Origin of the sequence: Bradyrhizobium amphicarpaeae, assembly GCF_002266435.3 — a bacterium.
Lineage (GTDB): Bacteria > Pseudomonadota > Alphaproteobacteria > Rhizobiales > Xanthobacteraceae > Bradyrhizobium > Bradyrhizobium amphicarpaeae.
The window spans coordinates 3,154,118-3,173,641 of sequence record NZ_CP029426.2; the positions used below are offsets into that span (position 1 = coordinate 3,154,118).

A 19,524-nucleotide genomic window follows, 5' to 3' on the forward strand; every position below is an offset into this window, starting at 1 on the left:
CAACAAACGGCTCGGACAGCATGGCGGGACCGGCGCCCCAGCTGCCGGGGCGGACGACGTTCTATGCTATATGGACCAGGGTTCGTTCGTCGCATTGCGTGCGCTCGGGCGGGGGCCTCTGGTTCAAGTCACCTGGTTTTACCCCGGCGCTATCGATGAAGCCGCTGTGAGAGAGTTCAGCGAGCGCCTCTCGGCGGGGTTGCTGGGACGCCTCCTGCAACGTTCACCGTTGCCATGGGGGCGGCACCGTTGGGTGGCCAACCCTGTGCCGGGCCCGGTGACGTGGTTCCGCGAGCCGCTTCCCCGCGAACGTCTGCCCGAGCTGCGACGTCTGCTTCTCGATCTGCGTGTGGACCCCGAGCGCGGACCTGGCTGGCGTCTGGCAGTCCAGGCGCTGGAGGGCGGTGGCTGCGTGCTGACGATGCTGGTGTCGCACACGATCGCCGACATGCGTGCCGTCAGTCTGGCCGTCACCGACGCGGTGGCTGGTCGACCTTTCGATCACGGGTTTCCGGCCCCATCGTGGCGATGGTCTCCGGCGATGCTTGCGCGCGACAGTGTCGAGAGCCTGCGCGCCCTGCCTGACGTTTGGTGCGCTCTGGCGGCTCTCGCGCGGCGGTCGCGCAAGGGGAGGGCGGGCTTGCTCCCGTCGAGCTCGCGCGTGCGAAGTGGCCGGGACCGCTTCGAGCCGGCCGTGGACGCGCCGCTCGTGCCGGTGGTCATGGACGCGGGGGCGTGCCAGCAGCGTGCGTCCGATCTCGGGGTTGCAAGCAGCACGCTGATCATGGCCTTCGCGGCACGGCTCGCGTTCCGGATCGGGCGTGTGGATGCCTCGGGGCGGGTGAAGCTGGTGATGCCGGTCAGCGACCGCCGTTCCGGCGACCGGCGCGGCAACGCACTGCGGTCGATCACCGTGATGGCGGACCCCGATGTCTGCCGCAACGATCCGCGCGCCTTGCAGCGGGATTTCAAGGCCGCGCTGGCCTCGCTGAACCAGCACGGCGATGATCTGTCGCCGTTGCTTCCATTGATCCCGTATGTGCCGCTGTGGCTGGTGCGGCACCTGGAGCAGGAGGCGCTCGGGGCGGGCCTGCCGGTTGGATGCAGCCTGATCGGGGAATTGCCGTCAGACGTGAACCGTCCTTGTGGCGAGGCCTCGCTGCTGCAGGCCTCGCCTCTGGAGCGCTATACGGCTTCGGAGCTCGCGCGGATCGGTGGTGTCCTCTTCATCGCGTCCTGTCGTGTCAACGAACAACTGTCCTGCACCGTGTCCGGCTACGTACCGGACCAGATCACGTCCCGAGCCGAACTGATGCCATTCGTGCGCGAGGCGCTCGCGGACATGGGCCTGTGCGGGACGATCGGCTGACGATTGCGGATCGACAAAGCGGATTGGCGCGACGCCTGCCGAACACTCAAGCGACCCGTAGCGCGTCGACGATCTTCATGCGGGCGGCCCGCACGGCCGGCAGGAACCCGCCGAGAAAGCCCATCACGAGGGCGAAGACGAGCGACCGCAGGACGATCCCGGGCGTCAGCACGAACCGAAATGCGAGCTCGGAGAGAGACGTCCAGTTGAGTGTCGTGATCTTCACCTGCGTCATGAGTGACGCGAACAAGATTCCTACGGCCCAGCCGATCAGCGCGAGCAGCAGCGCCTCGACGAGGAATGCAATCAGGATTCGCGAGCGCCGAAATCCGAGGGCGCGCAGCACCCCTACCTCCATCATGCGGCTGGCCACCGCCGCGTACATCGTAATCGTCGCGCCGATGACTGCGCCGAGAGAGAACATCACCGAGAGTGTGAGCCCGAGAATCTGAATGAACCCGGAGAGCAGGCGCGATTGCTCCTCATAGAAGATGCGCTCGCGCTTGGCCTCGATGGTGAGGCGGGGATCTGCTTCGAGGCGCGCCTTGAGGGCGTCGAAGCCGGAGCGATCGGCCAGCCGTACCGTGATCGAAGAGAAAAAGTCGCGCCGGAACGATTGCACGAGCTGCTCGCTATCGCCCCAGATCTCGGAATCGAACCCGCTTCCGCCCGCGTCGAACCGGCCTACGATCCTCCACTCCCGCTGGGCAAACCGGAGACTGGATCCGATCTCGACGTCTTCGAAACGTCCCGCGAGGGCTCGGCCAATGACGATCTCGTTCGATCCGGGACGAAACATGCGCCCTTCGGCGATCCGGATTTGCGGACGCACGGCCAGAGCGGCCGGACCGACCCCGCGGATCAGGAGGTTGCTCGCTTGCTTGGTCTTGCGCCTGGGCTGCGCGATCAGAACCGCCACTTCCTTCGATACGAGCGGCGCTCCTTCGTCCCCGATGAGGATTTCGGGCTGGCTTTCGATGATCCTGGCCTGTCGGCGGTCGATCAGGCTCTGGATCTCGACTTCCGCGGAGCGGCGCACGAAGATGACGTTGGTGTCTTCGCCGGTGGCGACGAGCGTCTGCTTCAGTCCGGAATCGAGCATGAGCACGGCAGCGTAGACGAACACCACCAGGGCCATGCCCGTGGCAGTCAGCAAATTGGTGAGCTTGCGCTCCTGCAGGTTTCGCCAGCTGTAGGAAAGCAGCAACGGCATGGTCAGCCTAACGCCCGAAGCCCGTCGACGATGCTGACGCGGGCTGCCCTGCGCATCGGCAGGACGGCGGCGAGAACTCCGACCACCACCGCCGCAAGTGCCTGCAACATGACCGTGTTGATGCTCACGAACAGTGTCGGGAACAGCGTGGCGGAGAGTTCGGCGAGTCGCGCGGCGACCGGCGGCGTGAGCGCGATGCCGATCGCGCCGCCGATCGAGGCTATCAGGACGGATTCTGCGAGGATCAATCGCGCCACGTAGCCGGGGCTAAAGCCGATGGCCTTCAGCGTGGCATATTCGCGGAGCCGCTCGCGGGCCGTCATCGCCATGGTGTTCGCCATGACCGCCAGGATGATGAAGATCACCACGAAGGAGACGACACGAATGGAAATGAGGATCGCCTCCGTCTGCTTGACGAAGCCGATCTGGAACGCGCGCTCGGTCTCGGTGAGCGTCTCGGCAAGCGAGTTTCGAAACACTTCGTCGATGGCCTGACTGACGTCTGCGACGCTATCCAGGCTGACGACGTCCACGGCGAAGACGCCGACCTGGTCGGCTTGTGCCTTGGAGCGCACACGCAATGTTTCGTTCAGATAGTCCCAGCGGAAGAAGAGTTGCGACGTATCGGTTTTCGGATCCCGGCCGTCGAAGACGCCGCAGATCAAGAACTCCCAATTGCCGGGGAAAATGGTCCCGCGCAGCTGGATCACGTCGCCCGGCTTGAAGCCGTAGCGTTTGGCGAGCTTGCGCCCGACAATCGCGCCGCGGCGCTCGCGCAGGAAGGCGCGCCGCACCTCGTCCGGAACCAGGAGCTCGGGAAACATGTCGAGATAGCTCGCGGCATCGATCGCAAACTGGGGAAAGAAGTTCTTCGAATCCTTGTAGATGCCGCCGAACCAGCTCAGGTGGGTGACGCGCCGCACGCCTTCGACGGCGCTGATGCGCTTCTGATAGGATTTCGGCAGCGGCAGCGCAAAGGAGATGGCGTTGCGGGTCAGCAGCCGCGAAGGAACGGCGCCGTCCACCCCCGCGTACCACGTCTTGACGACGGTCTGGAGCACACCGAAGGCGAGGATCGCGACGACGAGCCCGACGAGCGTCAGGGACGTGCGGAGCCGATGGCGCAAGACGTTGCGTGCCACGAGCGTGAGCCACTGGCTCATGATCGGCACTCACTCAAGGCGCTGCTCCACGAGATAGGAGAGATCGCCCTTCTCCAGGCTCATGATGCGTTTCGCATGCGCGGCAGCGCGGTGATCATGCGTCACCATCACGATCGTCCTGCCCATGTCGCGGTTCAGCCGCTGCATGATCTCGAGCACCTCCTTCGCCGACTGCCGGTCGAGATCGCCCGTCGGCTCGTCGGCCACCAGCACCGTCGGGTCGGTGACGATCGCCCGAGCGATGGCCACGCGCTGCTGCTGTCCGCCCGAGAGCTCCGAGGGCAGATGCTTGACGCGATCGCTGAGGCCGACCAGGCTGAGCGCGAGTTGCGCACGGTCTCGGCGTTCGCGCCGTCCCAGGCTCGTGAGCGTGAGAGGCAACTCGACGTTCTCGAGCGCCGTGAGCACGGGCATCAAATTGTAGAACTGGAAGATGAAGCCCACGTTCGCCGCCCGCCAGTCGGCGAGTTCGGCTTCCGGAAGGAGCGTGATGTCCTCGCCCCCCACCTTGATCGAGCCCTGGTCCGGACTGTCGATGCCGGCGATCAGGTTTAGCATCGTCGATTTGCCGGATCCCGACGGCCCCATCAGGGCGAGAAACTCCTTGCGGCGGATGTCGAACGTGAGTCCGGCAAGGACCGGGACGATCTGTGCGCCGCGCCTGTAGCTCTTGCTTACGTCGCTCAGCGCGATCAGCACGTCTTCTCCGGTCCGCGCTTCGGAGATGTGAAGCAAGGTCACTTCGTGGCCTGCTTCACTGCGCGCCCGTCGACGAGATCGTCCAACGGCCGGACCACCACACGCGTGCCGGCCTTGACGTCGCGGACCTCGATCTGATCGCCAACCTTCGATCCGAGATCCACGCTCCGCAGACGGGCCTTGCCATCCTCGACGACGTAGAGATGCTGTCGCCCGTCGAGCTCGAAGACGGCGGCCATCGGCACTGCAAGGACGGGCTTGCGTTCTAATTCGGAGACTTCACGCTCGAGGAACGCCACCTTGGCGCTCATGTCCGGGAGCATTCTCGGGTCGCGCTGCAAGAACCGGACTTTCACGAGGGTCGACGCCTTGGCGCGATCCACGGTCGGCACCATCCGGCTGACCACGCCTTCGAAACGCTCGCCGGGGATCGCATCCAGCTGGATCTCGACCGGTTGCCCCACGTGGATGCTCAGGTACGACGACTCCGCCACGTCGGCTTCCACTTCGAGCGAGTCCATATCGGCAATGGTGACCACCGCGCCCTTGGTGTCGATCGCCTGCGAGAACGGCGTGATCGTGTCGCCTACGTTGGCGTGCCGCGTCAGGACGACGCCGTCGAAGGGCGCCCGGATTTGCGTCTGCCCCACGGCGACTTCGGAGGCGCGGAGATTGGCCTGCGCCGCGGCGATGGCGGCCCCGTACCCGGCAAACGCGGCGCGCGCCTTGGCGAGACGTGCCTCGGCGCTTTCGCGCGTCGAGTCGCTGATGATGTTCTTTTCGCCGAGAGCCTCGGAGCGCCTGAACGCGATTTCCGCCTGCGTGAGTTCCGCGCGCCCCTGTGCGAGGTTGGCTTCGGCAACCTGCACGTTGGCGGCTGCCTGGTCGCGCACCGCCGCTGTGTCGCTACTCTCGATCCGGGCGATGATCTCTCCCTCGTGCACCTTGCTGCCTTCGAGCACACCGAGCCATTCGAGGCGGCCTGTCGCCTTCGAGGCGACCGACGCCTTGCGTTGAGCCACGACGTATCCGGTCGCATTCAACAGAGTCAGTGCCTGTGACGGATAGATGGAGTAGACCACAGCGGTCTCGACAACGATCTGCGCATGCCGGCGCCACAGCCACGTCGCGCCGCCGATGCCGACGAGCAGGACGACGAGAATGACGCGCCCAAGGATGCGGCGGAATTGTCTGCGGCGCCGTGAGCCGGCGCTACGGTCGATGGCAAGCGCGGACAGATCGGGGGCGTCGGGTGCGCCGTCGCTCAGGGCCTGGGGCAAAGTCATGGTTTGATCATGGACTTCCGGGCAAAACAGCGCAGAGTTGAAAAAATATCTTATCAAGAAAGCCGTAAGCCATGCCCTTGACCACTGTCAATTAGCATTAAATGGACGCGCTTGAAATCCGCGAGGTCGTAATCTCCAATCTTCTCATGGCGTTAAACATGGCCGATGGCTACCGCACCGACGGACCGCCAAGTTGCGCTGCCGCATGAAGTCACGGTTTCCACACAGGAGGTTATGATCGTGTCTTCAATCACGCCGCGGTTCTGCCGCGCGATCGTTCACCATGGCGGCGCCGGCACCACGGCCGCCAGCGTGCGCTCCGGCGTCGCCCTTGAGGGCAAGTGATCTTCCGTCTCGCGATCGAGCAGGGTCGCGCGAGATTAGCTTATGATCCCCACCCGATGGTGCACCTGCCCAGCGCTTGCGTTGGATGTGCGCCGCCGGACCCTTTGCTAAGACATCACCATCGCCTCCCTGGAGCCCATGCTGATGTCCGTCCCGCCGACCAATCCCAGCGCCACCGAATCGGACCCCGAAACCCTCGGCTGGATGCGCGGCTTCCCGCCGTCCGCCGATCGCCTCATCACCTTCCAGGACGGCTCCTTCCGCAATTTCCCAGAACTGCGCTGGGCGTGGAGCAACATCCGTCAGCTCGTGCCCACCGTGAACGTCTGGCGTGGGCAGGGGCCTGCGTCGCCGCTGCCGCGGGCGGAGCAGGACATCGGCGCGGTCGCCTCGACCACCATGGACGGCCGTCCCATGACGTTCGCCAAGATGCTGGAGGAGACCTACACCGACGGCATTGCGGTGCTGCATCGGGGCAGGCTGATCTATGAGCGCTATTTCGGCGCGCTGAAGTCACACAAGCCGCATATCGGCATGTCCGTGACGAAGTCGTTCACCGGCGTGCTCGCAGGGCTTCTGGTCAGCGAGGGCAAGATCGATCCGCAGGCGCCGGTCACCGATTATGTGCCGGAGCTGAAGGCCAGCGCATTCGGCGATGCGCGCGTACACGAGGTCATGGATATGACCACGGGGCTCGCCTACACTGAGGTCTATACCGACAAGAATTCGGATGTGTGGGGCCTGCGGCGCGCCAACGGCATGGCGCCGATCCCGCCGGATTATGACGGGCCCACCAACATCTTCGATTTCCTGATCGCGCAACAGAAGCAGGGCGAGCACGGCCAAGTGTTCGCCTACAAGACCGTCAACACCGACGTGCTGGCGTGGATCTGCCGGCGCGTCAGCGGCCTGACCTTGGCGGAGCTCTTGTCCGAGCGGATCTGGCAGCCGATGGGCGCGGAGGAGGACGCGCATTATCACGTCGATCGGATCGGCACCGAGAGCGGCGGCGGTGGTCTCTCGACGACGCTGCGCGATCTCGCCCGCTTCGGCGAGACCATGCGCAATCATGGCCGTTTCAACGGTCGCCAGATCGTGCCGTCACAGGTGGTCGAGGACATCGCGCGCGGTGGTGATCCCGAGAAGTTCAAGCCGGCTGGTTACCCGACGCTGCCGGGAGCGTCCTATCGCAATCAATGGTGGGTCACGCACAATGCGCACGGCACCTACATGGCGCGCGGTGTCTACGGCCAGGGCATTTATGTCGATCCCAAGGCCGAGATGGTGATCGCCCGCTACGCCTCGCACCCCGTCGCCGGCAACGCCGCCAACGATCCAGTGACGCTGCCGGCCTACATGGCGCTGGCGAAGACACTGATGGCAGGCGGGTAGGGGGCGGGCCTCTTCGTAGCCCGGATGAAGCGAAGGCGGAATCCGGGACGGACCAACCGTATCGCGCGACTGCCCGTGCAGAACGAACCCCGGATTGCACTGCGCTCCATCCGGGATACGAGGTCTGCCGGAGCTAGCAAGCCTGGTCGAACACGTCACCGGCTAAGCGGCGTCGTGTGCCTCCTGCCAATGCGGGTAGGTGACGTAGGCGGTCACGGCGCCTTGATCGTGCGAGCGGATGGTGACCGTCTCGCCCTTCGGCATGTAGACGATCTCGCCGGGACCTGCGGTGACGGTGCTGCCGCTACTTGTCACCGAGAGCTTGCCTTCCAGGACGAGCATGACGTCGTCGACGGTGAGCTTTTCGTCCAGGCTCTGGTTCGGCGCATAGCGGCCGAAGCCGATGGTGATAGGCCCGCCGTGACGCTGGTCGATCACATTGGCGGCGAAGATGTCGCCGTCCTGTCCCGGAGAACGTTCGAACGAGGCGTCGGCAAGGGCGAATTTGCGAACTTTCATGAAAACCTTCCGTCTGGATCGATTGGCGGCAGGTCGGGTAGACGTTTGAGTGGGGGTTTTGTTCAACCGCGGGACGGTTTGACGCGGCGATCGGCCATAATATAAGAATTGACTTATATTAGTAGAGGACGATATTCATCGTCGAACATGACGATCGGAGGACCGCCAATGCAGATCGACGTCGCAAGAGTGTTGGGACTTGTCACGCGTTCGGTGACGAATTTCGAGAAAGACGGGAAAGCTGCGAGCGCAGTGACATTGACGCGGCTCTACGACACCAGCGTCGACGATCTCTGGGACGCCGTGACCAGCAGGGAACGGATTCCGCGCTGGTTTGCGGCGGTCGAGGGCGACCTCCGGCTCGGCGGACGCTACCAGGTCAAGGGCAATGCCGGCGGCACCATCACGGCGTGCACGCCGCCGACCCATTTCGCCGCGACGTGGGAATTCGGCGGCGCGATCAGCTGGATCGACGTCAAGCTGGCGGCCGAACGACAGCAGGCGCGTTTGACGCTTGAGCACACCGCGATCATCGAGGATCATTGGAATCAGTTCGGCCCGGGCGCGGTGGGCGTCGGTTGGGACCTCGCGCTCGCGGGACTCGACCGCTATGTTGCCTCCGGGGCATCGGTCGACCATGAGACGGCAGAGGCGTGGATGGGCTCACCGGAGGGCAAGGACTTCATGACGACCAGCGGCGAGTCCTGGCGCGCGGCGCATGTGGCAAGCGGGGTCGATCCCGGCGAGGCGAAGCAACGCTCCGACCGGACCATCGCGTTCTATCGCGGCGAGATGCCGCCCGACATCGCTCATCCCGGTACAGGAAGCTGATGCAGGTCTTCGAGGTCCTCGCCGATCCCGTCCGCCGCCGCATCCTCGAGCTGCTGGGCCAAAGCGAAATGGCATCCGGTGAGGTCGTCGACGTCATTGGGGCGGAGTTCGGCATCACCCAGGCGGCGGTCTCGCAGCACCTCAAGGTGCTGCGCGAGAGCGGCTTTGCCAACGTGCGGGCCGAGGCGCAGAGGCGGCTCTATTCGGTCGATGCCGCAGGCCTCCGCGCGGTCGATTCGTGGATCGATCAGTTCCGGAATTTTTGGGAGCCGAAGCTCGACGCGCTGGCGACGGAAATCGCGCGCGGCAAGCGCGAGCGCCGCAATGCGCCGATCACCAAGCGAGGCGGGAAGAGGGCGTGAGGATAGAGAATTCGTCGGGTGGATTAATCCGCGGCTGCGCTGAGCGCAGGTTGCTGGCGTAGTCCACCATTCTCGTGTCCGTCCGTGCGGGTAGATGGCGGATGACCCTTTGCTAATCCTCCCTCCGAGCGGCGTTTCCAGGCATCAAGCCTGGAGCCAGCGCTGAAGGTCATCCGTCTTGGGCAGGCCACCGGCATGGACGACGTTGCCGTCGATGACGATGCCCGGGGTCGAGATGACGCCGAATTTGGCGATCGCCTCGTAGTCGGTGATCTTCTCGACGGTCACGTCAATGCCGAGCCTCGCCGCCTCGGCCTTGACCATCTCTTCGGTCGTCTTGCAGCGGGCGCAGCCCGGGCCCAGCACCTTGATGTCTCTCATGATGTGTCCTTTCACGAAAACAGGGCGTTGAAGAGAAATCCGACCGCAAGGATTCCGCAGGCAACGACGGCGGCGAACACCGCGATCAGCTTCAGGCTCAGCACCTTGCGCAGGATGATCATTTCGGGAAGCGACAGCGCGATCACCGACATCATGAAGGCAAGGACGGTACCGAGCGCCATGCCTTTGCCCAGCAAGGCCTCGACCACCGGGATGATGCCTGCTGCATTGGAATACATGGGGATGCCGAGGGCGACCGCGGCCGGCACGGACCACCACGCGTCGGCACCCATGATCCGCGACAGCAATTCGGCGGGCACGTAGCCATGGATGAAGGCGCCGGCTGCGATCCCGGCGATGATCCAGTACCAGACTTTGCCGACGATCTCCTTGACCGCGTTCCAGCCGGCCTCGAACCGATCAACCCAGCTCATCTGGCCGGGCTGGAGATCGATATCTCCCGCGCGCACGTTGCGGACCCATTCCTCCAGCCAGCCTTCGAGATGCAGGCGGCCTATGACCCAGCCTGAGACGATGGCAACGGCAAGTCCGAAGGCCAGATAGGTGAGGGCAACGCGCCACCCGACGAGTGCGAACAGCAGTCCGAGTGCGACCTCGTTGATCATGGGAGCGGCAATGAGGAAGGAGAAGGTCACGCCCAGCGGAATTCCTGCCGAGACGAAACCGACGAACAGCGGTACCGCCGAGCAGGAACAGAACGGCGTGAAGACGCCGAGGCCGGCCGCGGCGATGTTACCCAGCCCTTCGCGCTTGCCCGCCAACATCGCGCGCGTGTGCTCCGGTGAAAAGAAGGTTCGCACCACCCCCATGGCAAAGACCACGAGGACCAGCAGCATCAGCACCTTGGGCGTGTCGTAGAGGAAGAACTCGATCGAGGAGGCAAGCGCGCTGCCCTGGGGGATCGGCATTCGCGCAACCGCCGCCCGCGAAAAATCCTCGAGTTGTCGGTAAATCGCGAACCATGCGACGATCGCGACTGCGATGCCGCCGATCCATGCAACCGGAGAACGCCTGAACCCGAGTGCCTGGGTGGTCATGTCATGAGACTTCGCGACTGATCGAACATGGCAGTCCGGATGAAACCAAGCGCGTCGCGCCGCGCCTTGTAGCTCTGGCGACGCGTCTCGCTTTTTGCTTGCGCGGGCAAACCATGGAAAGTGCTTAGGCGCCGACCGGCACGCGTGCATTGACCTTTGTCAATTCAGCAAGCCCCCGATCCGGCCGCGGCGCTCGCGGCCAGCGGCGCTGCTTCGACCGGGGGCAGTAGGCCGGCGCCCTGGCGATCGCAACGCCCGGTCCCTGTCGCAAGCAAAGCTTACGGGTTCCGCGCCATCTTCTCAAACTTCTTCACCAGCCGCTCGCGCTTGAGCCGCGACAGCCGCTGGATCCAGAACATGCCGTCGAGCTGGTCGATCTCATGCTGGTGGCATACGGCGCGCAGGCCGTCCGATTCCTCGCTTCGCATGTTGGCGTCGAGATCCTGATAGCTGATCCGCACGCGCGCATGGCGCTGGACCTCGTCATTGACGCCGGGCATCGAGACGCTGCCTTCGCGGTGCAGGATCATCTCGGGTGAGGTCCATTCAATGACCGGATTGACGTAGGTGAGGGGGCCTTCCCTGGCGTCGAGCTCGAGCACGACAAGCCGCAAGGGCACACCGATATGCGGCGCGGTGATGCCGATGCCGGGCGCGGCGCGCATGGTGTCGAGCAGGTCCGCCGCGAGCTCGCGCAGGCCGTCGTCGAATGCGGTGACTGGGCGCGCCGGCATCGCGAGCCGGCGGTCGGGGTAACGGACGATGGGGCGGATGGTCATGATCGGAGCGACCAATGCGGGCGAGAAGCAGTATCGAGGATCGGGAAGGCGACCAAGCACGGTTTATCGTTGCGCATGTGATTGGTCTCTTGTAACCTTCGGTTGTAAATTTTTGACATTTCAGAGATGCGCTCAAGCTACCCGTATCTTCATTTTTGTATCTACGTTTTTCTTTGGGGGAAGACATGACCGCTGCCGATATGACCGGCCAGGAGAAAGATCTGGTGCCGGAGCCGCATCTCCTGACCGGGTACTTTTTGGCGATTTGCTGTGTGATCGGACCACTATTTTTGGGTTATTTGGCGCCGAATCGCGTTGCTGACGTGCTCATGCCATTGGACGACAAATCAGTCGTCGGTTTCGTCCTTCCGAACCCTGTGGGCGATTCCAATGTCAAAATCCAGAAGCTGAAGAATGCTCTTGTCGACAAGCAAAAGGCTCTGGCCGGCAAGCAAGCAGGGCTCGAAAAATCGGAGGCGTCTGGCACTGCGTCGGACAAGCAAAAGGATGATGCGAGAGCGGCAGTTGAGGCCGCGCAAACCGCAGAAGCCGCTGCCAAGGCGGAGGTCGAGAAGGCAGAAGAAAGCCGGAACGCCGACCTGACCATTGCCCAATCCAAGCAAATTAGCGACACGTTGACGGCTCGATACAATTATGCTGCGACCAGCGGCGTACTGTATCTCGTGAGCGCGGCGACCTTGCTGTTCGGTGGATGGATCGTTTTTCGCCGCAACAGGATCTTGTTCTTTGTGGGTCTCACGCTCTGCCTCGTTCTGGCGGGCTGGGTTACGAAGGCTCCGACGGCTTATGCCAATGCGGGGCAAACATTCCTGAAGGCTTTGCTCGATAAGGCCGATCAGAATGTTGGCCTTTTTGGGCCGCTGTTCGAAACGTACAGAAACGGAGCCTCTTTCAAGGTCAGCGACGCCATCAAGCTGATCATCGACATCAATACGTTCGTCGGACTGGTCGCGGTTGGTGTCGCCCTCCTGGCGTTCGCCGTGCTTTGCAGCCCCGCAGAAAAGCTTTCTCTCTCAAGTCTGGAGGATCGGAAGTCAAATCTCCAGCGGATGGTTGCGCTCAGCTCGGCCATCCTTGTGGTTGCGACCTTCGCGAGCAAGGTCGTGATGGATTGGCCGCTCAGCCTCGTCGTCGCGCCGCAGGCCGAAGCTCTAAAGCCGCTGGCAAATGCTCTCACCAGCCATCTGGGCATGACGGGAACCATAGCCCTGTTCGCGGCAACAGCCCCTGCGTTGGCGGGCTGGTACTTGGACGTGAGGCGCTATCGACTAACTCCTGCATTCCAAAAACAGGACGCGGACAAGCTCGAGTTCGGAATTCCCGCTGCGGTGACGAGCATCCTCGCCATTCTGGGACCGGCCCTGACTTCTCCCGTCTTTGCCACTTTCAAGACGATCGCAGAGATGCTGGCTGGAGGCAAAGGCGGCGCGTGACGCGCGGTCCGATGCATCGATGCACGGCAAGCCGTAGTAAGTGAGGCCTGTCGGTCTGGCAGACGACGGCCGGGTCGTCGACAATCCTACGGGCCTCCCGGCTTCACGGATCATTGAAGCGCCTGTACTTGACTGCCTACCAACTGGAAGGTAGTCAAGCCACATGAGCAACACCTCGACCGCCGACGACATCCTGGCCTGTGCACGCACGTTGATCATCGCGGGCGGCTATAACGGCTTCAGTTACGCCGACATCGCGGACGTCGTCGGCATCCGCAAACCGAGCATTCATCACCACTTTGCCAGCAAGGTCGATCTGGTCCGCACGCTCGTGGCGCGATATCGCGAGGAAGCCCAGGCGGGACTGGCGGCCATGGAGCGCAACGTTTCGGACCCCGGCGAACAACTCAAGACTTATGTCGCGTATTGGGAAGCCTGCATCAAGGATGCGACGGCTCCGTTTTGTGTTTGCGCGCTGCTGGCCAGCGAGCTCCCGATCCTGCCCGAGGAGGTCGCGCTCGAGGTCCGGGCGCACTTCCGCGCGCTGGCGTCGTGGCTGACATCCGTGATGGAGCGCGGCAAGCGGCAGGGGCGGTTCCAGCTCTCGAGCACGGCTCGGATCGAAGCCGAAGGATTCATGGCGACCGTTCACGGCGCGATGCTGTCGGCACGGGCCTATGGCGATCCGAAGATGTTCGGGATCATCGCCCGGCCGCTACTGGATCGGCTTTCCCCCAGGCACTGACGCCACCAGCACGACTGCAATCGACCTGGACGGCGAGGGTCGATTTCGATCAACATCTACCAACTAGTAGGTAAGGAAGAGAAAAATGAGAGATATCGAGATGGCTTCGGATATGTCCGACCGTGCGCAATGGCTGAAGCAATACTATTTCCTTCGCGCTGCGTTTTCCGTTGCCTGGGTCGCTGCCGCCTTTGCCGTCGCGCCATCGTCCGCGGCGATCGCGGCAACGTTGCTCGTCGCTTATCCGGCATGGGACGCCGCGGCCAATTATCTCGATGCGTTCTGCAGCGGCGGCTTGAACCAGAACCGTACCCAGGCCCTGAACGTGCTGGTCAGCCTAGCGACGACCATCGCGGTCATCCTGGCCTTGCAGGTGAGCATGAACTGGGTACTCGGGATCTTCGGAGCATGGGCGATCCTTGCCGGATTGCTTCAACTCGGCACGGCCGTGCGGCGCTGGAAGCTGTTCGGCGCGCAATGGGCCATGGTGCTCAGCGGCGGCCAGTCGGCTTTGGCAGGCGGCTTCTTCATCTTTCAGGCCACGATGCCTGCGATCCCGTCGATCGCGAACGTCGCGGGCTATGCTGCGGTCGGCGCAGTCTACTTCCTGGTGTCTGCAGTCTGGCTCACCGTCAGTACGTGGCGCCGTGGCGCGGCGATGTGAGATTTGATTGCGGACGTCACGCAAGCGAAGGCGAACTGGATTGGCGAGATGATACCCTGATGTTTTGCCCGACGCGTCAAACCACGGCGGGCCATCGCGAGCCGCTGGCGGCTCATTTCGCCCGCCCGCTAAGTCATTGATCCCGCAGAGGCGGGCTACTGTGCATGGGGTTGTTTTCGCGATTCGTGGTGGCAGTATCCGCAAAAAAACTTGCATGATCCTGTCGGCGGTCGCGGCTCCCGTTCGTCTTCCCATCAGACAAGATCATCACGGGAGACAAAGATGACTCAATCCCCCTATCGCTGGGTGATCGTCGCGGCCGGTGGCCTGCTCGGCTGCGTCGCGATCGGCGGCATGTTTTCGCTGCCGGTGTTCCTGCAGCCGATCGCCAAGGACACCGGCTGGTCGGTGACCGGCATCTCCAGCGCAATGACGATCGGCTTTCTGGCAATGGCCTGCTCCAGCATGATCTGGGGGACGCTGTCCGACAGGTTCGGTCCGCTGCCGGTGGTGCTGACGGGATCGACAGTGTTGACGCTCAGCCTGTTCGCGGCGAGCCATGCGACCTCCCTGATCGTGTTCCAGTTCGTGTTCGGCCTTCTGACCGGCGCTTCATGCGCGGCGATCTTCGCGCCGATGATGGCGACCGTGACCGGCTGGTTCGAGACCCATCGCAGCCTCGCCGTGTCGCTGGTGTCGGCCGGCATGGGCGTGGCGCCGATGACGATGGCGCCGCTCGCGGCCTGGCTCGTCTCGAACCACGACTGGCGCACCTCGATGCAGATCGTGGCGCTGGTGGTCGGCGCCATCATGATCCCGGTCTCGTTGCTGGTGCGCCGTCCACCGGCACTCGCGCAGGCCGTGGCCGCACCGATGGGCGAGCGGGCCGGGCAGAATGAGATGTCGAGAAGCGAGGCGCTGCGCTCGCCGCAATTCCTCATTCTGCTCGCGACCAACTTCTTCTGCTGCGCCACCCATTCCGGTCCGATCATCCACACCGTCAGCTATGCCGTGAGCTGCGGCATTCCGCTGGTCGCGGCGGTGACGATCTACAGCATCGAGGGGTTTGCCGGTCTCGGCGGCCGCATCGCGTTCGGCCTGATGGGCGACCGGTTCGGCGCCAAGCGTGTGCTGGTCTCGGGGCTGCTGCTGCAGGCGTTCGGCGCACTCGCCTACGTCTTCGCCCATCAGCTCGCGACCTTCTACGCCGTCGGCGCCGTGTTCGGCTTCATCTATGCCGGCACCATGCCGCTCTACGCCGTGCTGATCCGGGAAAACTTTCCGCTGCGGATGATGGGCACGGTGATCGGCGGCACGGCGATGGCCGGCAGCCTCGGCATGGCGACGGGCCCGCTCGCCGGCGGCCTGATCTACGACGCCTTCTCGAGCTACGCCTGGCTCTACATCCTCTCCTGGGCCATGGGGCTCGGCGCCTTTCTGATGGCGATGACGTTCAAGCCGTTCGCGAAGCCGCAAGGGCAGGTGGCAGCGGCGGCTGCGTGATCGTGAAACGGTAGCCCGGGTGAGCGCAGCGATACCCGGGACGGTACTCAGTCGGGACCCGGATGTCGCTTTCACTCATCCTGGCTACGATACTTCCAGCTGCAGCTCGATCGCTGTCTTGTCGAGGATCGACCACACCTGCCGAATCTTATCGTCGGCGAATTCGTAGAACACGTTTTCGTAGAACAACACGCGCTTGCCGTTGACCGCCAGCCCAAGGAAGGTCCCGACCGGCGCGCAATCGAATTTCAGTCGTGCCGCGATCCTGGGCGGATCCGACAGCAGCATTGCGACGTCGAAACGCAGGTCCGGAATGTCGCGAAAATCCTGCTCCAGCATCGTGCGATAGCCTGAGAGCCCGAGCGGCCGCGAATTGTGGGCGACCTCCTCATGCACGAACCGGCCCAGCGACGGCCAGTCCTGCCGGTTCAGGCAGGCGATGTAGGCATGGTAGATGGCAGCAAGGTCGTCTCGTCTCATATCGAAACCCACTTGGACTTCGACCCTAACGCGCAAAGACCCCGAACCGGTCCAGCCTAGACGCGCTTCTCGAAGAACAAATCCGGATAAGGGTCGTCGTTGAAGCGCGGGATCTCGCGCCAGCCCGTGCCGCGGTAGAGTTGGGCCGCCTCCGGCAGCGCGCTGTTGGTGTCGAGCCGCAGCAGCGTGATGCCGAGCTCGCGCGCGGCGCTTTCGGCTGTGTCCATCAGCCGCCGGCCGAGCCGCAATCCGCGCGCGGCGGGGGCCACCCACAACCGCTTGATCTCGGCATAGCCCTGATCGGTTCCCTTCAGGCCGACGCAGCCGATCGGCAGCGTGTCCGACATCGCGACGATGAAGCTGCCGCGCGGGCGGCGCATGTCCTTGGCGTCGGGGTCGCGCGACAGCGAGACGTCGAAACCTTGGCTGAAGCGGCGGCCGAGCTCGGCGTAATACTCGCCGAGGCAGTAGCGCGCTTGCTCGCTCTGCGGATCCATCTCCTCCAGCGCAACACGCTCGCGCGTCAATGCAGACGCGATCAGGTCCATCGCCGCCAGCAGCGCCTCGCGTTGCGAATGCTGCGCGAGCAAGCCCTCGGCCTGCGTGTTCGACAGCGCCTCATAGGCGGCGAACTCGCGCTTGCCGGTCCGCGTCAGCTTCGCGACGCGCCGCCTTGCATCGCCATCGTGCGCGATGGTCTCGATCATCCCTTCGTCCTCGAGGCCGCGTAACAGCCGGCTCATCAACCCAGAATCGAGGCCGAGATACTCGCGGATCTCGGCCACATCCGAGCGCCCATGGCCGATCGCGTTGAGCACGCGTGCGGCACCCAGCGGCCGGCCGCGCCCGAGGAATGAGGTATCGAGCGCGCCAACAGCGGAGGTCACGGCACGGTTGAAGCGACGGACGCGTGAAACGGGATCGAGCATGATTTCTGACTTTAGTCAGAGATGATGTCCCGGTCAACGGCGGCGGGATTCGTGTCGCTCTAGGTGCAGATCGCGCGTGGTATCATCCAGGTCGCAAAGGTCTGCCAGAGTCCGTCCTCGCGGCGGCGCTGGTAGGCGACGAAGTCGGCGCCGTCGCTGTGGACGAGTTCATAGCGATAAGCTTTGGAGGATGCGGTGGTGGGATTGCTCATGGAACACTCCATCTCAAATGGGCTTTGCAACCGAGCTAGGTGCAGTGCAGCAAAAATCCAATGGAGGACGGTAATCATCCCATCACGTTCTGGAGAGTGGTCGGTCCAGCCCCAGGGACTTGCGCGATTTGCGGGTGAGCTTTGCGACGATCAGGGCATGAGCCTGCGCCAAATAAGCCGTGAGCGCGGCATCCGGCAGAGCGTTATTGCCGGCGAGTTGCACCCATTTGGCGCGCGCGAGATACGGCGCTGGCCGTGCCACGCCATGTTCGATCAGGATCGCGTAGGCCACGTCCGAGACCTTGAGCATGTAGCCGCCGGAACCCGAGGCAAAGCCACCGCTGAGCGCGAACATCTTGCCGCCGACCTTGAACACGGAGGTGCCTTCCCACTGCACCACCTTGGTGACGGCAGGCAGGCGCAGACAGCGTCTTTCAAATGTCTTGGGTGTCATGCGGTCGCAATCGAGGCGGATGGGCTGCCGCTATGGCAACATGCATTCTCCAACCAGGGATGAATGGCCATGTCGCGAGTTTCGATCAAGACCAGGGACGATTTGCCGGAGGCGCTGAGGCCGCTGTGGGACAAGATGGCGACCTACGGCGCGTTCGAGAACCAAGCCGGTGTCATGGCGCATCGGCTGCCGATCTTCAAGCATATGTGGTCGCTGCTGGTCGATCTCGCCAGCGAAGGCCAGGTGTCGAAGCGGCATCTCGAGCTTGCGCTGGTCACAGTCTCGCTGCTCAACAAGTGCGACTATTGCGTCTCCCATCACGCGCCAAAATTGGCGGTGCAGGGCGTTTCGGAGCAGGGCGCCGCGCGCCTTGCCGACTACAAGGACCATCCCGAGCTCGATCAGCTCGACAAGCTCGTCGTCGAATATTCCATCGCCGTCACCAACAACTGGAACAAGACCCGCGACGACATCTTTGCTCGCCTTCGCGTGCATTTCTCGGAAGCCCAGATCGTCGAGCTGACCTGGCGCATCGCGCTGTGCGGCGCCTTCAACCGCTTCAACGACATCCTTCAGCTCGAAGTCGAGCAAGGCGTCCCTCACAGCGAAGCCGCGGAGTAGGCTCGCGAGCTCAGCCTGGGGCTGCCTTCACGGACTCGCCGGCGCGATAAGCATCGGGGACGACGAATACCTCGTCGGCGCGGCCATAGCCACCGTCGGGGACTTCCTCGATCAGGACCATCGTGTGCGGCCGCGCCGCTTCACCGAAATAGTCGACGAACAGCGCGGTGAGGCGATGCACGATCTCCGCCTTCTGGGCGCGCGACAGCGCGGCCTGCGGGATCTTGATGTTGGCGAAAGGCATGATTGTCGTCTCCGTGTCCGTTGTCGCGCTGCGTGTCAGATCACGCCGCCGTTGGCGCGGATGATCTGGCCGTTGATCCAGCCGCTGTCGCGGCCGGCGAGAAAGGCAACGACACCGGCGATGTCGTCGGGCTGGCCGAGGCGGCCGAACGGGTTCATGGCGACAATGGCCCGCACCTGCTGCTCGCTCTTGCCGTCCATGAACAGCCGGGTCTCGACCGGACCGGGCGCCACCGCGTTGACCGTGATGCGCCGGCCGCCGAGCTCCTTGGCGAGGATATGGGTCATGGCTTCGACCGCGGCCTTGGTCGCGGCTTAGACGCCGTAGCCGGGCTGATAGAGGCCGACGACGCTGGACGAGAAGTTGACGATGCGGCCGCCGTCGCGGAGCCGCCGCGCCGCTTCGCGCAAGGACCGGAACACGCTTTCGAGGTTGATCGACATCTGCCGCGCGAACGCGGCGTCCGTCATCTCGGCGAGTGGCCCGAGTTCCATGACTCCGGCATTGTTGACGAGGATGTCGACGCCGCCGAAGGCACGCTCTGCCGCATCGAACAGCAGCGATGGGGTTGCCGGATCGGCAAGATCGGCCTGCACGGCGATGGCCTGTCCGCCGGCGACCTCGATCTCGGCAACGAGTGCGTCGGCGGCGTCGCGGCCACTGGCATGGTTGATGGCAACCGCGATTCCGTCCCGCGCCAGCCGGCGGGCGGTCGCCGCGCCGATGCCGCGGGAGCCGCCGGTGACGATGGCGGCGCGCTGGGATGGGGTGGTCATGGTGGGTCTCCTCGATCGGTCTGACCGGGAGATACGCGATCGCCA

The 19,524-nt window shown here is 63.9% G+C and carries 22 protein-coding genes and 1 pseudogene; 9 read left to right on the plus strand and 14 right to left on the minus strand.

Annotated elements, in window-relative coordinates:
• Nucleotides 1-70 precede the first annotated feature (70 nt).
• Complete coding sequence (locus CIT40_RS14410) at nucleotides 71-1,369, plus strand: hypothetical protein (protein ID WP_148667198.1); 1,299 nt, start codon at nucleotides 71-73, stop codon at nucleotides 1,367-1,369.
• A gap of 46 nt (nucleotides 1,370-1,415) precedes the next feature.
• Here the strand turns inward: CIT40_RS14410 and CIT40_RS14415 are convergent, their stop codons facing one another.
• Genes CIT40_RS14415 through CIT40_RS14430 form a run of 4 tightly spaced genes read right to left on the minus strand, consistent with a single transcriptional unit; the run spans nucleotide 1,416 to nucleotide 5,730 of the window.
• The gene (locus CIT40_RS14415; RefSeq protein WP_094896598.1) at nucleotides 1,416-2,582 is read right to left on the minus strand and encodes an ABC transporter permease; all 1,167 of its coding nucleotides are present in this window, start codon (nucleotides 2,580-2,582) and stop codon (nucleotides 1,416-1,418) included.
• 2 nt (nucleotides 2,583-2,584) lie between these two features.
• Nucleotides 2,585-3,745 (minus strand): ABC transporter permease, encoded by a 1,161-nt coding sequence (locus CIT40_RS14420; protein WP_094896771.1) that lies wholly within the window; start codon nucleotides 3,743-3,745, stop codon nucleotides 2,585-2,587.
• Between the two features lie 9 nt (nucleotides 3,746-3,754).
• On the minus strand, nucleotides 3,755-4,444 hold the full coding sequence (locus tag CIT40_RS14425) for an ABC transporter ATP-binding protein (RefSeq protein WP_244611970.1): 690 nt from the start codon (nucleotides 4,442-4,444) through the stop codon (nucleotides 3,755-3,757).
• A gap of 38 nt (nucleotides 4,445-4,482) precedes the next feature.
• Nucleotides 4,483-5,730, minus strand: a complete 1,248-nt coding sequence (locus tag CIT40_RS14430) for an efflux RND transporter periplasmic adaptor subunit (protein WP_094896600.1) — start codon at nucleotides 5,728-5,730, stop codon at nucleotides 4,483-4,485.
• A gap of 489 nt (nucleotides 5,731-6,219) precedes the next feature.
• On the opposite strand from CIT40_RS14430, the gene CIT40_RS14435 reads away from it, so the two are divergent.
• Nucleotides 6,220-7,467 (plus strand): serine hydrolase domain-containing protein, encoded by a 1,248-nt coding sequence (locus CIT40_RS14435; protein WP_244611971.1) that lies wholly within the window; start codon nucleotides 6,220-6,222, stop codon nucleotides 7,465-7,467.
• Nucleotides 7,468-7,629: 162 nt separating this feature from the next.
• Here CIT40_RS14435 and CIT40_RS14440 read toward each other — a convergent pair whose 3' ends face one another.
• Nucleotides 7,630-7,986, minus strand: coding sequence for a cupin domain-containing protein (locus tag CIT40_RS14440; RefSeq protein ID WP_094896602.1), 357 nt, complete (start codon nucleotides 7,984-7,986; stop codon nucleotides 7,630-7,632).
• 168 nt (nucleotides 7,987-8,154) lie between these two features.
• Here CIT40_RS14440 and CIT40_RS14445 point away from each other — a divergent pair, with 168 nt between their 5' ends.
• Complete coding sequence (locus CIT40_RS14445) at nucleotides 8,155-8,817, plus strand: SRPBCC family protein (protein ID WP_094896603.1); 663 nt, start codon at nucleotides 8,155-8,157, stop codon at nucleotides 8,815-8,817.
• Entirely contained in the window at nucleotides 8,817-9,179 is a 363-nt protein-coding gene (locus CIT40_RS14450) for an ArsR/SmtB family transcription factor (protein WP_094896604.1), read from the plus strand. Before CIT40_RS14445 ends, CIT40_RS14450 begins: the two co-directional genes overlap by 1 nt.
• 144 nt (nucleotides 9,180-9,323) lie before the next feature.
• Here the strand turns inward: CIT40_RS14450 and CIT40_RS14455 are convergent, their stop codons facing one another.
• From CIT40_RS14455 to CIT40_RS14465, 3 genes are all read right to left on the minus strand, one after another.
• Nucleotides 9,324-9,560, minus strand: a complete 237-nt coding sequence (locus tag CIT40_RS14455) for a thioredoxin family protein (protein ID WP_094896605.1) — start codon at nucleotides 9,558-9,560, stop codon at nucleotides 9,324-9,326.
• Between the two features lie 11 nt (nucleotides 9,561-9,571).
• Nucleotides 9,572-10,618: a permease gene (locus CIT40_RS14460; protein WP_094896606.1), complete on the minus strand. Its 1,047-nt coding sequence runs from the start codon at nucleotides 10,616-10,618 to the stop codon at nucleotides 9,572-9,574.
• Between the two features lie 278 nt (nucleotides 10,619-10,896).
• A complete protein-coding gene (locus CIT40_RS14465; RefSeq protein WP_094896772.1) occupies nucleotides 10,897-11,397 on the minus strand; it encodes a peptide deformylase in 501 nt (166 codons plus the stop codon).
• A gap of 185 nt (nucleotides 11,398-11,582) precedes the next feature.
• On the opposite strand from CIT40_RS14465, the gene CIT40_RS14470 reads away from it, so the two are divergent.
• From CIT40_RS14470 to CIT40_RS14485, 4 genes are all read left to right on the plus strand, one after another.
• Entirely contained in the window at nucleotides 11,583-12,851 is a 1,269-nt protein-coding gene (locus CIT40_RS14470) for a hypothetical protein (protein WP_094896607.1), read from the plus strand.
• Between the two features lie 163 nt (nucleotides 12,852-13,014).
• Nucleotides 13,015-13,596, plus strand: coding sequence for a TetR/AcrR family transcriptional regulator (locus tag CIT40_RS14475; protein ID WP_094896608.1), 582 nt, complete (start codon nucleotides 13,015-13,017; stop codon nucleotides 13,594-13,596).
• An 85-nt stretch (nucleotides 13,597-13,681) separates the two neighbouring features.
• A complete protein-coding gene (locus CIT40_RS14480) occupies nucleotides 13,682-14,260 on the plus strand; it encodes a DUF308 domain-containing protein (RefSeq protein ID WP_244611972.1) in 579 nt (192 codons plus the stop codon).
• Between the two features lie 282 nt (nucleotides 14,261-14,542).
• Nucleotides 14,543-15,763, plus strand: coding sequence for an MFS transporter (locus CIT40_RS14485; RefSeq protein ID WP_094896610.1), 1,221 nt, complete (start codon nucleotides 14,543-14,545; stop codon nucleotides 15,761-15,763).
• Nucleotides 15,764-15,847: 84 nt separating this feature from the next.
• Here CIT40_RS14485 and CIT40_RS14490 read toward each other — a convergent pair whose 3' ends face one another.
• The 4 genes from CIT40_RS14490 to CIT40_RS14505 all read right to left on the minus strand — a co-directional run bounded on the left by CIT40_RS14490 (nucleotide 15,848) and on the right by CIT40_RS14505 (nucleotide 17,838).
• Nucleotides 15,848-16,243: an ester cyclase gene (locus CIT40_RS14490; protein ID WP_094896611.1), complete on the minus strand. Its 396-nt coding sequence runs from the start codon at nucleotides 16,241-16,243 to the stop codon at nucleotides 15,848-15,850.
• Nucleotides 16,244-16,299: 56 nt separating this feature from the next.
• On the minus strand, nucleotides 16,300-17,172 hold the full coding sequence (locus tag CIT40_RS14495) for a bifunctional helix-turn-helix transcriptional regulator/GNAT family N-acetyltransferase (protein ID WP_094896612.1): 873 nt from the start codon (nucleotides 17,170-17,172) through the stop codon (nucleotides 16,300-16,302).
• A gap of 59 nt (nucleotides 17,173-17,231) precedes the next feature.
• Entirely contained in the window at nucleotides 17,232-17,384 is a 153-nt protein-coding gene (locus CIT40_RS14500) for a hypothetical protein (protein ID WP_094896613.1), read from the minus strand.
• A gap of 82 nt (nucleotides 17,385-17,466) precedes the next feature.
• Entirely contained in the window at nucleotides 17,467-17,838 is a 372-nt protein-coding gene (locus CIT40_RS14505) for an MmcQ/YjbR family DNA-binding protein (protein ID WP_094896614.1), read from the minus strand.
• Nucleotides 17,839-17,907: 69 nt separating this feature from the next.
• Between CIT40_RS14505 and CIT40_RS14510 the strand changes: the two genes are divergently transcribed.
• Nucleotides 17,908-18,459, plus strand: coding sequence for a carboxymuconolactone decarboxylase family protein (locus tag CIT40_RS14510; protein ID WP_094896773.1), 552 nt, complete (start codon nucleotides 17,908-17,910; stop codon nucleotides 18,457-18,459).
• A gap of 10 nt (nucleotides 18,460-18,469) precedes the next feature.
• Here CIT40_RS14510 and CIT40_RS14515 read toward each other — a convergent pair whose 3' ends face one another.
• Nucleotides 18,470-18,703, minus strand: coding sequence for a tautomerase family protein (locus CIT40_RS14515; protein WP_094896615.1), 234 nt, complete (start codon nucleotides 18,701-18,703; stop codon nucleotides 18,470-18,472).
• Between the two features lie 35 nt (nucleotides 18,704-18,738).
• A pseudogene (locus CIT40_RS14520) lies at nucleotides 18,739-19,479 on the minus strand (SDR family oxidoreductase).
• Between the last annotated feature and the right edge of the window lie 45 nt (nucleotides 19,480-19,524).

Bases quoted from the DNA above. Each gene is read 5' to 3' on its own strand.
- CIT40_RS14435 (WP_244611971.1), top strand. From the start codon at position 6,220: ATGTCCGTCCCGCCGACCAATCCCAGCGCCACCGAATCGGACCCCGAA.
- CIT40_RS14500 (WP_094896613.1), bottom strand. From the start codon at position 17,384: ATGAGCAATCCCACCACCGCATCCTCCAAAGCTTATCGCTATGAACTC.
- CIT40_RS14515 (WP_094896615.1), bottom strand. From the start codon at position 18,703: ATGCCTTTCGCCAACATCAAGATCCCGCAGGCCGCGCTGTCGCGCGCC.
- CIT40_RS14410 (WP_148667198.1), top strand. From the start codon at position 71: ATGGACCAGGGTTCGTTCGTCGCATTGCGTGCGCTCGGGCGGGGGCCT.
- CIT40_RS14505 (WP_094896614.1), bottom strand. From the start codon at position 17,838: ATGACACCCAAGACATTTGAAAGACGCTGTCTGCGCCTGCCTGCCGTC.
- CIT40_RS14445 (WP_094896603.1), top strand. From the start codon at position 8,155: ATGCAGATCGACGTCGCAAGAGTGTTGGGACTTGTCACGCGTTCGGTG.
- CIT40_RS14470 (WP_094896607.1), top strand. From the start codon at position 11,583: ATGACCGCTGCCGATATGACCGGCCAGGAGAAAGATCTGGTGCCGGAG.
- CIT40_RS14430 (WP_094896600.1), bottom strand. From the start codon at position 5,730: ATGACTTTGCCCCAGGCCCTGAGCGACGGCGCACCCGACGCCCCCGAT.
- CIT40_RS14485 (WP_094896610.1), top strand. From the start codon at position 14,543: ATGACTCAATCCCCCTATCGCTGGGTGATCGTCGCGGCCGGTGGCCTG.
- CIT40_RS14450 (WP_094896604.1), top strand. From the start codon at position 8,817: ATGCAGGTCTTCGAGGTCCTCGCCGATCCCGTCCGCCGCCGCATCCTC.
- CIT40_RS14415 (WP_094896598.1), bottom strand. From the start codon at position 2,582: ATGCCGTTGCTGCTTTCCTACAGCTGGCGAAACCTGCAGGAGCGCAAG.
- CIT40_RS14510 (WP_094896773.1), top strand. From the start codon at position 17,908: ATGTCGCGAGTTTCGATCAAGACCAGGGACGATTTGCCGGAGGCGCTG.
- CIT40_RS14465 (WP_094896772.1), bottom strand. From the start codon at position 11,397: ATGACCATCCGCCCCATCGTCCGTTACCCCGACCGCCGGCTCGCGATG.
- CIT40_RS14460 (WP_094896606.1), bottom strand. From the start codon at position 10,618: ATGACCACCCAGGCACTCGGGTTCAGGCGTTCTCCGGTTGCATGGATC.
- CIT40_RS14495 (WP_094896612.1), bottom strand. From the start codon at position 17,172: ATGCTCGATCCCGTTTCACGCGTCCGTCGCTTCAACCGTGCCGTGACC.
- CIT40_RS14440 (WP_094896602.1), bottom strand. From the start codon at position 7,986: ATGAAAGTTCGCAAATTCGCCCTTGCCGACGCCTCGTTCGAACGTTCT.
- CIT40_RS14490 (WP_094896611.1), bottom strand. From the start codon at position 16,243: ATGAGACGAGACGACCTTGCTGCCATCTACCATGCCTACATCGCCTGC.
- CIT40_RS14475 (WP_094896608.1), top strand. From the start codon at position 13,015: ATGAGCAACACCTCGACCGCCGACGACATCCTGGCCTGTGCACGCACG.
- CIT40_RS14480 (WP_244611972.1), top strand. From the start codon at position 13,682: ATGAGAGATATCGAGATGGCTTCGGATATGTCCGACCGTGCGCAATGG.
- CIT40_RS14420 (WP_094896771.1), bottom strand. From the start codon at position 3,745: ATGAGCCAGTGGCTCACGCTCGTGGCACGCAACGTCTTGCGCCATCGG.
- CIT40_RS14455 (WP_094896605.1), bottom strand. From the start codon at position 9,560: ATGAGAGACATCAAGGTGCTGGGCCCGGGCTGCGCCCGCTGCAAGACG.